This window comes from Blautia sp. HCP3S3_D9, assembly GCF_052063845.1.
In the GTDB taxonomy this organism is placed as follows: Bacteria; Bacillota; Clostridia; order Lachnospirales; family Lachnospiraceae; genus Blautia_A.
This window is the reverse complement of record NZ_JBQHWS010000027.1, coordinates 1-13,728: the sequence shown is the minus strand read 5'-3', so window position 1 is coordinate 13,728 and position 13,728 is coordinate 1. Positions and strand designations below refer to the sequence as shown.

The 13,728-nt window shown below is 41.6% G+C and carries 10 protein-coding genes; 3 read left to right on the top strand and 7 right to left on the bottom strand.

The features are described 5' to 3' along the window. Window positions 1-65: 65 nt before the first annotated feature. The 4 genes from recD2 to ACTNES_RS07460 form a co-directional block, all read right to left on the bottom strand. Window positions 66-2,303, bottom strand: a complete 2,238-nt coding sequence (gene recD2, locus ACTNES_RS07475; protein ID WP_441039044.1) for an SF1B family DNA helicase RecD2 — start codon at window positions 2,301-2,303, stop codon at window positions 66-68. 34 nt (window positions 2,304-2,337) lie between these two features. Continuing rightward, window positions 2,338-3,381 carry a YqaJ viral recombinase family nuclease gene (locus ACTNES_RS07470; protein WP_347375385.1) on the bottom strand — a complete coding sequence of 348 codons (1,044 nt, stop codon included), beginning with the start codon at window positions 3,379-3,381 and terminating at the stop codon, window positions 2,338-2,340. Between the two features lie 34 nt (window positions 3,382-3,415). Continuing rightward, window positions 3,416-4,558 carry a transposase gene (locus ACTNES_RS07465; protein WP_441039043.1) on the bottom strand — a complete coding sequence of 381 codons (1,143 nt, stop codon included), beginning with the start codon at window positions 4,556-4,558 and terminating at the stop codon, window positions 3,416-3,418. 353 nt (window positions 4,559-4,911) lie between these two features. After that, entirely contained in the window at window positions 4,912-5,106 is a 195-nt protein-coding gene (locus ACTNES_RS07460; RefSeq protein ID WP_154322054.1) for a 2-ketoisovalerate ferredoxin oxidoreductase, read from the bottom strand. A gap of 244 nt (window positions 5,107-5,350) precedes the next feature. On the opposite strand from ACTNES_RS07460, the gene ACTNES_RS07455 reads away from it, so the two are divergent. The 3 genes from ACTNES_RS07455 to ACTNES_RS07445 all read left to right on the top strand — a co-directional run bounded on the left by ACTNES_RS07455 (window position 5,351) and on the right by ACTNES_RS07445 (window position 7,438). Then, window positions 5,351-5,668, top strand: coding sequence for a helix-turn-helix domain-containing protein (locus ACTNES_RS07455; protein WP_235251190.1), 318 nt, complete (start codon window positions 5,351-5,353; stop codon window positions 5,666-5,668). A 357-nt stretch (window positions 5,669-6,025) separates the two neighbouring features. Beyond that, window positions 6,026-6,220 carry a DUF3173 domain-containing protein gene (locus ACTNES_RS07450; protein ID WP_154322052.1) on the top strand — a complete coding sequence of 65 codons (195 nt, stop codon included), beginning with the start codon at window positions 6,026-6,028 and terminating at the stop codon, window positions 6,218-6,220. A 33-nt stretch (window positions 6,221-6,253) separates the two neighbouring features. Then, complete coding sequence (locus ACTNES_RS07445) at window positions 6,254-7,438, top strand: site-specific integrase (RefSeq protein ID WP_297874479.1); 1,185 nt, start codon at window positions 6,254-6,256, stop codon at window positions 7,436-7,438. Between the two features lie 79 nt (window positions 7,439-7,517). Here ACTNES_RS07445 and guaA read toward each other — a convergent pair whose 3' ends face one another. The 3 genes from guaA to ACTNES_RS07430 form a co-directional block, all read right to left on the bottom strand. Further along, window positions 7,518-9,095: a glutamine-hydrolyzing GMP synthase gene (guaA, locus tag ACTNES_RS07440; RefSeq protein WP_025580401.1), complete on the bottom strand. Its 1,578-nt coding sequence runs from the start codon at window positions 9,093-9,095 to the stop codon at window positions 7,518-7,520. A 605-nt stretch (window positions 9,096-9,700) separates the two neighbouring features. After that, the gene (locus tag ACTNES_RS07435) at window positions 9,701-12,094 is read right to left on the bottom strand and encodes a TIM-barrel domain-containing protein (RefSeq protein ID WP_291816960.1); all 2,394 of its coding nucleotides are present in this window, start codon (window positions 12,092-12,094) and stop codon (window positions 9,701-9,703) included. A gap of 737 nt (window positions 12,095-12,831) precedes the next feature. After that, entirely contained in the window at window positions 12,832-13,545 is a 714-nt protein-coding gene (locus tag ACTNES_RS07430; protein ID WP_291816958.1) for a nuclease-related domain-containing protein, read from the bottom strand. Between the last annotated feature and the right edge of the window lie 183 nt (window positions 13,546-13,728).

Sequence of the window (13,728 nt, the reverse complement as noted above, 5' to 3'; positions counted from 1 at the left end):
AGACGAAAACCCTACATAGAGTAATAGTCTGCATTTCTCTGAGATTGTAATATTTCTTAAAATTTTTATACTGCAAGTTTTAACTGTTCCATTTCCTGCGCAGGCTTATTCCGGCTTTGATACTGGTCATAATAGCTGCAGATTCTCTCTGCCAGCACTGTATTTCTCTTACCACTGTCATCGGTATGAATCGCCTGACATACTGCGTTCCAATCCCCGACCAGATAGACTTTGGACTTGGCCCTGGTCACTGCAGTATAGAGAATGTTTCGTTTCAGCATAACATAGAATGCCTTCATCCACGGAATAATCACCACCGGACACTCCGATCCCTGCGATTTGTGAACCGTAATCGCATTTGCATGTTCAATCATTTCCATCTGTTCCAGCTCATACTCAATTCTCCGGTTCTCCGTAAACTGGATACTGATCTTAGGGTTTCCTTCCTCGTCTTTATCAAAATCCAGAATGGTTCCCATATCTCCGTTGCTGATAAGTGCAGTATTTTTATTTTGTATGATCTTATCCCCAACCCGGAATACGTCTTTTCCAATCACAAGTTCCTTCTTTCCACTGACTGGTGGATTAATGATATCCTCCAGCGTGCGGTTCAATTCCACCACACCAGCTGCAGTCCTTACCCGGAAAGGGGTCAGGATCTGCACCTGGTCGAGACCATTTCGGATGACTTCCTCTTGATAGAGTCTCTTTACGGTATCTGCAGTTTCTTCTGTCCCTTTGCAGGGCACAAACACAAAATCATCGCCCAGGATCAGGTTGGTTTTTCCCTCCTGCATCAGCTTTGCATTCACTGGTATGCTGCTTGTGGCACCCTGACGATACACAAGGTCAAGCACTGTGACCGGTATCAGCCCACATTGGATAAGCTGACGAAATACATCACCGGCTCCCACCGAAGGAAGCTGGTCCACATCCCCCACAAGAAGGATTCTTGTATCCCCTTTGACTCTCTGGAAAAATTCATAAGCCAGCCGCATATCCACCATGGATGTTTCATCCACATTGACAAACCCGGCCTCCAGATAGGTAAACTCAGCCGTATAATCTTCTCCCAGAAGCCCCAGTGCCATATGCATGGTCGAGGCGTTCTGATTACCCGTACTTTCTGCCATCCGTCTTGCGGCTCTGCCGGTCGGTGCCATTAACTGCACTTCAGACTTACATTTCATGCCGTGAATATAAAGGATTACCTTTAAAACAGTTGTCTTTCCGGTACCCGGACCACCTGTAATGATGCTGATGGGATTGGCAAACACCATCCTGACCGCCTGTTTCTGCTTTTCTGACAGTGTAATTCCCAGGACTTTCTGCGCCTGTACAAGTTCAGTTTCCACATTAAGTGATTCCATGGGATAAAGAATCCGCCTTGCTATCATGGCTGCGGTCTGGTCCTCTGCTTCAAACTGGCGGAAGGTATAAACCTTTTCACCATCCAACACAATGCTGTTCTGCATGACCAGACGGTAGAGTACATTGCTCACATCCTGAACGCTCACTGCCTGAAAAGTCAGATCCTTATTCAGCACTTCCAGTGTCCGTTCTGTTAAAAATTCCTGTTCCAGATAAAGATGTCCTTCCTTCATAGCCTCACTTAGCACGTAACTGATGCACCCTGAAATACGCATGGGATCATTCAGAGTCTTTCCAAGTGCTCTGCCAATGTTATCCACTGTCAGAAATCCAAATCCCTTAACTGCACATAACATATATGGGCGTTTCCGGATGATATCCACAGATTCATCTTTAAATGTCTGCAGGATCAGATTCACTTTCTTTGGTGTCACTTTGTAAGGAGCCAGAAAGGTCATCAGCTCCCGAAACACCCGGTTCTTCCCAAAGGAATCCATAATCCCACAGAGTTTCTTTTCAGAAATTCCCGGAACGGAAAGCAGTTTCTCCGGTGTTTTTTCAATGACTTCCAGCGTATCCAGACCAAATTGATGATAGATGGCTTCCGCCGTCCTCTGTCTGACACCTTTTATTGCTCCAGAAGCTAAATATCCAACAATTCCTTCTTTCGTCCTGGGAACAATTTCCATAAAGGATTCCACCTTATACTGCAGGCCATGACTTCCGTTTTCCCAGGCTCCTTCCATTTCCAGTTCAATCTGATCTGTAAGGGGCAAATTGTATCCAACAGCAGTAAACCCGATCATCTTTCGGGATGCCAGATACTTATCCCTTGCTGACAATGGCACCGAAGTATCCTGGGTACAATAGAGTGCTACAGTAAAACCATTTCCTTCATTCATATAGATCTTATTCACATATCTGCATCGCATCTTCCACATCCCTCCTGTCTGAATCTGCCAAACACTATGCAGCCTCCTTCTTTATACGAAACGTTCTGCTCTCAGTTGTCTTCGCATATTCTTCATAAATATCGGGATGCTGAATCTTCAGCTTTTCCATCTGCGCTTTTCCGATCTGTGTACGTTTTGTCGGATTATACGTAACCCGGTAACAATTCGTACCATCCTTTAAAATGGCTTTGCATCCGGCTCCTAACTGCTCCACAAAAGGCACACTGATCGCTCGCTGCTCCGCTTCGATCTCTTTTTTTCTTTTTTCAATTTGGGATTTTTCCTCTGCCAGAGCAAGATATCTTTCAAGATTTTTAGATTCCAGACATGATAATTCGATTTCCGGGAGACTAATGTCCGCATATCCCACAGATCTTCGGATACTATCTAAAATAAGGTCTGTCTTTCCGTTATACGGCGGTTCCACATGTTTTTCAACATATTCCTCCCAGAAGAATGCTTCCTGTTCTATTAGGTCTTCTTCATCCATCAGATCACGCTCCAGAAAACGGAATACAAATTCGTCTTCATTATTCCCATACAGACATGCAATATAAGCTTTCTGCATGTTCATGACCGACAGATAATGTTTGACCTGGAGCACATAATTATCCGGAATTGCATCATCATCCCATTTCTTACTTGCATTGTAATTACAGGTCTTACATTCAAGAATTCCATATGTACCATCGGGAAATAAAATAAAAAAATCCACATCTGCAAGCATGAACGGATACAGAGGATGCCGGAACATTTTTCTTACCGGAAATACCTTCAGTCCTGTCTTTCTGACAAAAATTTCTGCGACAAGATCTTCCAGCCGATGCCCGACTTCCTTTGCAACCCAGTTACTTTTTTCTTCCTCCGGAATAGCAGGCAGAATCCCCACCTTGTTGTTATATAGATCCCTGATTGTCGCAAACGGGGAGATTCCCATGATGGCGGCTACATCGCTGCCACCAATTCCCTTTTTACGATAATCAAGCCATTCCTCTCTCGTAAGTCCACTGATATCCACTACAATCTCCGGTTCATAATTCAAATTCAGTCCTGTCATTCTTTATTTCCTCCTTCTGATTTTTCTTTTCGCCTTACCATTTGATTGCTCCACCTACATCAAACTCTTTCCAGTCTAAAGCCAATGCACGGGTAATCTGTTCTTCCAGATTAATGATTGCTGCCCCCTGCATTCCTTCACAGGCTGCAAAGAACGATGCTTCGTTCATAGCAAAATAAATGTCATGTGCAGTGCAGGGTCCGTTTCCTTTCTGGAACTCGAACATTTCCGCCACATCATTGATCAACTTTTTTCGGATTCCCAGGCGTTTCATCGATAAACGAATACAATTCAGCGGATGACGGATTTCAATATCCATTAATTTTGTTATATCTGAAATTGCATCCTGATATCTGGAACAGAGCATTCTTAAATTTGCCAGAAATTGTGTCATATCAGCGCCACCGGTATGTGCCAGTTTGATTGGACTACCAAGGCTGATCGTCCTGCCACTGCTGGAGCAGGTCAGCATCGGATACAGATTTGCACCGCTTACCGCAACATCTGATGTAGTAAGCCTTACAGCGGGTGCAATGATATTATCGCTGATGCCATGATCACTTAAAGCATCCCTGTAAGTATCCAGAAGTTCCTGATTTCCCCCAAGTTCCCACATTGCGGAAACAATGGAATGATCGAACATTCCGGAACCTTCCACGTAACTGTTTCCCGGAAAATTGGTATTCAGAAACTGCATGGTCATCTCAAATACTGCCCGCATATCCAATATGCTGTAATCATGATGATCTCCACCGTGAACTGCAGATACTTTTCCATCTGCAATCTTGATCAGAGCATCCCCTTTCGCTACCTTCAGGCAATAATTCACTACCTTCGCATAATTTGCTGTTTCCAGTTTTCTAAGCCCCGATCCAGAAATTCCTGCCCGATCCAGAATTGTCCGGATTGCACAGGTACGCACCGGATAGGTCTCACCCTTAATTTTTAAGGCAAGCTGGGTATTATTCTCAGTATCCTCCAGGATCTCTTCCCAGTTTTTTCCTACTGTGTCCTTCATTTTACCCGCTTCCTGAATAGCCGGAACCAGTCGCAGTGTTCTTGTAGGCTTACGGATCCAGGAAGATTCTTTTGCTCTCTGTGCCAAAAATTCCAGCATCTCCTTTGGGTCTGCAAACGTCGTCTGATACGCATCTGCAAAAATTCTTGTTTCATTCATGTGTCTTTCCACCTTTCTTAAAATAAGTTTTATCCATAAACAGCTCAAAGCTGGTTGTGGCTGCATCATCTGCCATTAAACAAATAAAAAAAGGAATGAAAAGAGTATTTCTCCATCCATTCCTAAATCTCTGGTATTTTACCTAATAAAACAAAAAGCATCACTACCGCGATACACACCGCATAGTGACACTTTATACAAACATAAACAGCTTATGCCAGACAGGAAGTTTTTCTCTGCCTGTTGATTCCGGGATTCACACAATCCCAGAACTTCCCTACAAGGGAATGCATAAAAAACAAACTATATCAGTATAGTAGCACAAGATATTGTTTGTGTCAATTCTATATATACTATATATTGTTTTCTGTAATAAAAACAATATGCTCACCCAGGAATTCTTTACATGTCTGTTTTACCTTTCCGTACTGCTCACTGTCTTTCTTAGCAGCTCCTGCACACAATGCAGAAAGGGGACATCCCTCACAGTTGTTCTGCAAGGCTTCCTTAATCCATTCGATTTCCTGTTCTGTTCCGATTACTTTCATCTGACTCACCTCTATTACATCATACCCCGAAATCATACACATAACACATCTTTTTACTGATAACTTTTTAAATAAACGTCTGCAATCCGCCAGATTCTGTGTATATGATCATGTATGTTGTATTATATCCGCAAATTACGGATATAATCAATAATATTATTCTCTTTACTTTTAATACACCTATTTTAATCCGTAATTTCACTTTCGTAAATAGATTAAAATAAAGAAAACGAGGTGAGAAAAAATGGATGAAAAATATATTGCAGACCGAATCACAGAGCTGCGCCTTAGAAAAAATGTATCCGAATATCAAATGAGTCTTGATCTTGGTAAAAATAAAAGTTACATCCAGAATATCAGCTCCGGACGTTCTCTGCCTTCCATGAGCCAGTTTTATGAAATATGCCGTTATTTTGATATTACACCACAGGAGTTCTTTGATGAAAGGATTCATAACTTACCTCTTTATCAAAAAGCAAACGATCTTTTAAAACAGTTGGATGAGGATGATATGATGGCGGTTATATCCATTCTCAAAAGATTAACCGCCAAACATCCCTAATGATTCTTACAGGCTGCCTTTTATGGCAGCTTAATTTTTTTCCAAAATTCTTCCAATCTTCAAAATTTCATGACTATTTCTAAGTGAATGGGCAAGGCCCCAGATGTACCTTGATAATTTCATACACCTCTCAGAAGATTGATATAGGTGCTGCAGATAGTGCCTGCATTTATTGCGTGCCTGCAGCTTTAAGATTACATAGTAACGCCTTCTACGTGGCCTGGAAGGGCATAGGAACTGGATTCTGGGAGATTTACCATTTTTCGTCAGGCTATTTTACAATAGTAAAATTACTCTAAACTTGATATAATAATGGACAGGTATTGAAGTTTTATCCTGTCCGTAGAAAGGAGCAGAATGATTACAGTAACAAAAAGTGATTTGATAAAGTTAGGTTATGGTCCTTCTTTTTCAGCAGATATTATCCGGGAAGCGAAAAAGCTGATGATTGCCAAGGGCCATACTTATTATCAATCAAAGAAACTGGACAGGGTGCCAAAGGAAGCGGTTGAGGAATTATTGGGAATCACTTTGCCAGATACTGAAAACTAAGTGTACTTCTTGCATTAGAGAAGGAGTGTAACCATGGCAAAAGATCCAATCAAGAAAGCAACTAACGGAACCTATTATTTCAGGGCGAACTTAGGAAAACACCCTGTAACTGGGAAACAAATACAAAAATATCGCAGTGGATTTGCAACAAAGAAAGAGGCTCGGGCAGAATATTCAAAGCTTATTCTGTCTACACCAGATGAGCTTACTGAAAAGAAAGAGGAAGTGACTTTCAAAAAATTTATTCAAGAGATTTATCTTCCCTGGTATAAAACCCAGGTAAAAGAAAGTACATACAAGAACAGATATGCTACCATTGAAAAACACTTTGCCTATTTCTATAAGATGAATACTGACAAAATTGAGCCAATTCATGTGCAAAACTGGCAATTAAAACTGGCAAAAAACTACAGCCCAAATTATGTAAGAATTATTCAGGGTATGCTTGCAATCGCATTTGACAGGGCTATTGTACTCGGACTTGCAAAGAAAAATCCAGCCCGAATGATCGGAAATGTCAAAAGCAGAAAACCGAAAATTGATTTCTGGACATTGGAAGAATTCCAGAAGGTCATTTCTCTTCTGTATAAGGGAGATTATTATGAACACTATCTGTTCATTTCCTACTGGTTGTTATTTATGACTGGAATGCGAATCGGAGAAGCGGCAGCACTGCAATGGTCAGATATTGATTTTGAGACAGGCGTTCTCAGCATCAACAAGAATCTTTACTACAAAACCATGACCGACTATAAATTTGTAGAGCCAAAAACGCAAGCAGGTATTCGGGATATCGTTATAGATGATGATACGATAAAAGAACTGAAAGAATGGAAAGAAGTTCAACAGAAAGTTCTACCAAAATGTAATTTCGTATTAAGCTATAACGGAACGCCCACCAGCAAGACAACTTTGCCAAGAGCCCTGGAAAAGCTGGCAAATCTTGCTGGTGTCCACCGTATTAAAATTCATGCCTTACGGCATTCCCACGCTTCCCTGTTAATCAGCATGGGAGAAAACCCATTAATCATCAAAGACCGTTTAGGACACGAAAAAATCCAAACGACTTTGGGAACCTATGGGCATTTATATCCAAACAGCAACTTTGAAGTAGCAAAGAAGCTGACAGGAAAACTTACCTATACACCTGCAACAGAAAGTGTGGCTGATTACACAAGCAATCAGTTCACAGCTGAGTATCATAAGCAGGTGAATTAAAAAAATGCAATAAAAATGCAATTTTCAAAGGCCGAAGCCCGGAAGCCCCGTAAAATAAGGCTTTCTGGCCCACCGCCTACTATTCAAACTCAATCGTACCCGGCGGCTTGCTGGTCAAATCATAGAATACGCGGTTAACGCCTTTAACTTCGTTAATAATGCGGTTCATAACCTTATTCAGTACTGCATACGGAATCTCAGCAGACTCGGCTGTCATGAAGTCGATGGTCTTCACTGCGCGGAGCGCTACAGCGTAATCATAAGTTCTGAAGTCACCCATAACGCCTACACTTCGCATATTTGTCAGTGCTGCAAAATACTGGTTCGGCATCCATGAAGGATCTTCACCATGTTCTTTCTTATACTCAGCTGCAGCATTGTCTACCTCTTCACGATAAATGAAATCTGCATCCTGTACAATACGAACCTTCTCTGCAGTAACTTCACCGATAATACGGATTCCAAGTCCCGGTCCCGGGAATGGCTGACGGAATACCAGTCTCTCCGGAATTCCAAGCTCCAGACCTGCTTTACGAACCTCATCCTTGAAAAGGTCGCGGAGCGGTTCGATGATTTCCTTGAAATCAACGAAATCCGGAAGTCCGCCTACATTGTGGTGAGATTTGATCACTGCGGACTCTCCGCCCAGACCACTCTCTACAACATCCGGATAAATAGTTCCCTGTGCCAGGAAATCTACCGCACCAATCTTCTTGGCCTCTTCTTCAAAAATACGGATAAATTCTTCACCGATGATCTTACGTTTTGCTTCAGGCTCTGTAACACCTGCCAGCTTGTCATAGTATCTCTGCTGTGCATTGACGCGGATAAAGTTCAGGTCAAACTGACCGTTTGGTCCGAATACACCCTCAACCTCATCTCCCTCATCTTTACGAAGAAGACCATGATCTACAAATACACAGGTAAGCTGCTTGCCGATTGCTCTGGAAAGAAGTCCTGCTGCAACGGAAGAGTCAACACCACCTGACAGGGCAAGGAGAACTTTTCCATCTCCGACCTTCTCGCGGATTTCTCTGATAGTATGCTCAACAAAAGCATCCATTTTCCAGTCTCCGGCACATCCGCATACACCAAGTACGAAGTTGGAAAGCATCTTCTTTCCTTCTACTGTATGAAGCACTTCCGGATGGAACTGGATCGCATACAGCTTCTTCTCCTCATTCTGTGCAGTCGCTACCGGACAGTCTGCTGTGTGAGCAGAAATCTCAAATCCTGGTGCAACCTGGGAAATGTAATCTGTGTGGCTCATCCAGCAGATTGTTTTGTCAGATACGTCTTTGAAGATTTTGGAATCTGTCTTATCTACCAGAACCTCTGTCTTTCCATATTCGCTCACATCTGCTTTCTCAACTTTTCCGCCCAGAACATGCATCATAAGCTGTGCGCCATAGCAAAGTCCCAGAACAGGAATACCAAGCTCAAATAATTCTTTATTGCATGTAGGTGAATCTGCCTCATAGCAGCTGTTCGGACCACCGGTAAGGATGATTCCCTTAGGATTCATTGCCTTGATTTTCTCAAGATCGGTCTTGTATGAATAGATTTCGCAGTATACGTTACATTCTCTCACACGTCTGGCAACCAGCTGATTGTACTGACCGCCGAAATCCAGTACGACGACTGTTTCTCTTTTCATGTTTTCCTCCTTGTTTCTCATTATTTGTAACTGTAAAGATATTGAACCGTTACCATTGAATTTTATTATAAATTACAGTTCAGATTTTTACAATGCTTATTTTCAGTTTTCCACCTTGTGTTTCCTTACCTCCAGTTTATAACTTTTTTAGAATTTAATCACGTTTTTTTCAATAGTCCATCACATTTTGCTCACAAATTCCCTGTATATTAATAAGCAAATAAAGCAAATGCTTTACAAACAGGTTGCAAATGCTTTTTCACATAGATTTTTAACTTTTTTCTTTTTCATACTTATGCCGGACCGCAAGGTCCGGCCCTCCTTCTTTTTACAGACCTTTTCAGGTCTTTTTTTTCTTTTTTATAAGTTTTTTAGAATTTAATCACAATTTCTTCAACAGTCCATCACATTTTGCTCACATTTTCCCTGTATATTAATAGGCAAATAAAGCAAACGCTTTATTTATAATAAAACTTTTTCTTTTTCATACTTGCCGGATCGCAAGATCCGGCACTCCTTCTTTTAAAATGTGAAATCCCGCTCGCAGTAAGACACAACTGTGAGCGGGATTTTTGTGTTACTCTTGATTTAGAGGATTACTATAGTTAAATTCCCATTGTAAGAATCTCCATCAGTACCCCAAGCAATGACGAATTCAAATTCATGGATACCAGAACAGGCACCGCCTCTGTGCCCAGCTCTTTCACTACTTTATAAACGTCTGTCTTCTGTGCATAGGTAATCTGTGCTTTTTCCAGAATCTCATAAGCCTCTTCTGCATAGTCTCTCTGATAAACAGCTGCATCCGCCGCAAAAGTAATCTTCACCTGCGCATCTGCCGGCACATCCTTCAGGATCACTATTGTTCCATGAAGCTTCTCATCCTCCGCGAACTCTGCATCCTTATATGCCTGTCCGTTTACAGTAACCTCCTGTGGCTTGTCCTGAATATTGCAGAAGCGAATCTTCCAGGAACGTTTCTGTGGGATCACTGCATTGTTGCCCTGTGCGGCTTCAATAGTAAATACAGTTCCTGTTTCATCAGCAGTCTTTGTCATTCTGGTAGATGCCCAGTTCTCATCCAGATCTTCCGGTGTGTCACCGTTATCTTCCCAGAGAACAAATTCACCAGTTTTTCCAGGATATACAAGCACTTCCAGTTTCTCAGGATTCTCGATGGAATTATCATATACTTCCATATCTTTTAACGGAACAATGCTACCTTCACGTACAAGTACCGGCATCTCATAAATATCTCTCCAGAGATCCACTTTTCTGCCGCCTTTATATGCTCTTCCGTTAAAGAAATCATACCAGATTCCCTGTGGGATCCAAGTCTCAGCGCCTGCCAGCCCGGTAACCGGGTCCAGCTTATCAGTAATCGGGGATACCATCATTTCTGTGCCAAAGTAATAGTTGTTCGGTACTTCATAGGTTTCCTCACGTTCCGGCTCCATATAGTACATCGGCTGTACCAGTGGCAGTCCCTCTCTGCTCGCGCGGCGGTTCATAGTATAAAGATACGGAACCAGCTGATGACGCAGTTTCAGGAAATTCTTCATAACTGTTTCCACGATCTGGTTATATTTCCACGGTTCTTTTCCATTAAACGGGTTGTCTGTGCTGTGCAGACGGTTCATCGGAGAAAAGACTCCAAGCTGTACCCATCTTGCAGTGAGCTCATCATCTCTGTAGCCAAGCATATGACCGCCAATATCATGGCTCCACCATCCAAAACCAATGTTGCTGGCATTTGCTGTGAAATATGGTTGGAACTTCAGACTCTCCCAAGTGATAATGGTATCACCGGAAAAACCTACCGGGTATCTGTGGCTTCCAGGTCCTGCATATCTGGAGAAAGTCAGTGGGCGTTTTCCTTTCCACTTGCTGTCCAGATAGTGATAGTGGTTCAGCATCCAGAGCGGATCCAGTCCCGGAACTTTGGTAACAGTTCCCTGCTGCCAGTCAAGCCACCAGAAGTCTACACCCTCTTCTTCCATCGGATGATGCAGTTCCTCGAAATATGTCTCAATGAATTTCGGATCTGTCATGTCAAAAAGCACCGGTTCTTTGCTTGCAGGATCAATTCCCATCTTCTCCGCAACTCTCGGATATGCTTCCTCATAAGCACGGATTCCATCTGCCGGGTGAACGTTCAGCGTGATCTTATAACCGTGTTTATGGAGCCAATCCATGAATTCCGGCGGATTCGGGAAAAATTTCTTATTCCATGTATATCCGGTCCAACCGCTTCCATAAACAGGATCCACATCTTCAACCAGATGCCAGTCCATATCTACAACTGCGATAGAGAACGGCACTTCTTCTTTCTCAAAGCGCTCTACCAGTTCTTTGTACTCCGGCTCTGTGTATTTGTGATATCTGCTCCACCAGTTTCCAAATGTGTATCGTGGAAGCAGAGGTGTTTTTCCACATAATCTGTAGAAATCCTGCAGACATTCCACATATCTGTGGCCATATCCAAAGAAATAGAAGTCTGCTCTGTTTCCCTGACGCGGCTCTACCATTCCGTCTTCGCCCATAGCCATGGTGTGGGAATCATCCAGAACTGAGAATCCATTTCTGGACATAATGCCGTGATCCAGCGGGATCTCGCCGTCTGCCTCATCCAGGGTTCTGGCTGTTCCAAGCAAATCTTTCGGCGCATCACCGTAATGCCATACACGCTCGCTGGCTTTACCACCTGCTACACGGATCATCAGACCGCTTGGTGAAAATTTCTGCCTGTCATAGTGAATTTCCAGGTCTTTAGTATAAATATGTAATTCTTCACCGCCATCACTTACCTTGAATTCCGGCACCGGGAAATCACGGTTGCACACCATCTGCGTTGCACGATCCTCGAACTGTCCGTCCTCGCTGTATTCAAAGCGGATCAGGGCTGTTGTCAGCATTGTGATCCTGTAATGATCACCCGCGATCACCGCTTCCTTTCTGCATACAGGATTGCCTTCCAATGCAAATTTCTTTAAGTCCATAAAAGTTTTCCTCCTTTACGTTCCCGGCAGTCTGGTACTGCCTGCTTTTGAGATTATTTTATCCTTTTACAACTCTATTGACAATAAAAAAGACATCCTAAAGCCAAATTTAAGCATAAGGACATCTATAAACTGGATCCTGTATTCTTCCCCAAAACACTATTGATACCTTTCCACTCCTATGAAAAACTCTTCATAAAGGCGTAAATATTGACTTTCTTCAATTTCCCAGACACCTTTATTTCCAGTTTTCCCATAAAACAAAAAAAACACCGTCCCCGCGGCAATCGCATTGTCCGCAAAAACAGTGTTCTTAGTGCGCCTTCAGGGGTTCGAACCCTGGACACCCTGATTAAGAGGAATCCGTATTGTTCTGGACTTCTGTTAATAATCGAGATATAATAGCTATGCTGTCGACTCTTTCCAGCAGGAAGGAGGTGCGTTAGTGTGGATTTAATTATTTCTTTTCTTATTTCGGTTATGGCAAGTGTAGTTGGTTACTACATATGCAAATGGTTAGACCGGAATCATTAGACAGCTAGCCTAAACGAACCCCCATGGACTGGTCCTCCATGGGGGTTCATTGCGTTAGCTTGGAATTATTTCTTTTCTGGTTACTATTATATTACTTCTTAATTGCGTTTATGTCAATCCTCATGTATCTTAAAAAATTTGTAGTTAAACATAGATTAGTGCTTGCAGCATAATAAAATGAGATACAAATTTTACTGTATTCCTTAATTTTTCTTATACTGTTTCTTTATTCTTTCTATATGTTCTTGCTTTTCTTTATCATTTAATTGTGTTCCTGGTAATAAACTTTTATAAATTTCTTCTATTTCTTCATGCTGCAAAATGTCCGGGCAGTTTTCTTGTTCCTTAATAAACTTTTTCAATTCATCATATCTTTTTACGTACAATTTAGGACTTTCTGTTTTCACTTTCTTTAAAATAGCATTTTTATTAAATGTAATAAGTGATATATATTTATCTTCACCAATGTTTAAGACTTTTTCCAAATTTTTAATGTGACTTCTATTTTGTTTTACTGGATTATAAAAGAAAAACTTTTTCCCTTTTAATGTTTCACACCAATTTTTACTTTGTTCATCTCCGAATATCCATCCTGAATAATTTTTATTTTCAACGACATAGATTCCTTTTGTGCTTATCATAATAATGTCCAGTTCTGTTTTGTCTCCCGATCGGTTAGGAATATAACAATTAAATAGTAATTTATTTTCAAATGTAGCAGTTTCCAGAACTTGTGATGTTCTGTATTCTCCCCTTGCTCCTTGATTATTTATAATTTGCAGAAAACTTTTCTTACTTTGTCTTCCATACGACGATTTTTTATATTGTGTATTTTCATACCAATATGCAACAGCAACAGCTCCCCAAACTATTACTATAATCGCAATTATAAACATTGTATACTCTTGACTTAACATACTTTTTCTTCTCCTACTTATGATTATTTATCCAATCTTGGATTCTGATAATTTTTCTTTCTCATTACTTTCTTCGTAAGCGATGAATAACATACCCGTTTTCATCGCCTACAAATCATGATTATACAGGAAGTTCGATCCTGTGTTCTATCGTATTGCTTTCAACATCGGCAGGACCTGTGC

What these genes read in the sequence shown, in the direction of transcription:
- ACTNES_RS07460 (WP_154322054.1), bottom strand. Translation starts at nt 5,106, where the DNA reads ATGAAAGTAATCGGAACAGAACAGGAAATCGAATGGATTAAGGAAGCC.
- ACTNES_RS07455 (WP_235251190.1), top strand. Translation starts at nt 5,351, where the DNA reads ATGGATGAAAAATATATTGCAGACCGAATCACAGAGCTGCGCCTTAGA.
- ACTNES_RS07430 (WP_291816958.1), bottom strand. Translation starts at nt 13,545, where the DNA reads ATGTTAAGTCAAGAGTATACAATGTTTATAATTGCGATTATAGTAATA.
- ACTNES_RS07450 (WP_154322052.1), top strand. Translation starts at nt 6,026, where the DNA reads ATGATTACAGTAACAAAAAGTGATTTGATAAAGTTAGGTTATGGTCCT.
- ACTNES_RS07445 (WP_297874479.1), top strand. Translation starts at nt 6,254, where the DNA reads ATGGCAAAAGATCCAATCAAGAAAGCAACTAACGGAACCTATTATTTC.
- ACTNES_RS07470 (WP_347375385.1), bottom strand. Translation starts at nt 3,381, where the DNA reads ATGACAGGACTGAATTTGAATTATGAACCGGAGATTGTAGTGGATATC.
- guaA (WP_025580401.1), bottom strand. Translation starts at nt 9,095, where the DNA reads ATGAAAAGAGAAACAGTCGTCGTACTGGATTTCGGCGGTCAGTACAAT.
- ACTNES_RS07465 (WP_441039043.1), bottom strand. Translation starts at nt 4,558, where the DNA reads ATGAATGAAACAAGAATTTTTGCAGATGCGTATCAGACGACGTTTGCA.
- recD2 (WP_441039044.1), bottom strand. Translation starts at nt 2,303, where the DNA reads ATGCGATGCAGATATGTGAATAAGATCTATATGAATGAAGGAAATGGT.
- ACTNES_RS07435 (WP_291816960.1), bottom strand. Translation starts at nt 12,094, where the DNA reads ATGGACTTAAAGAAATTTGCATTGGAAGGCAATCCTGTATGCAGAAAG.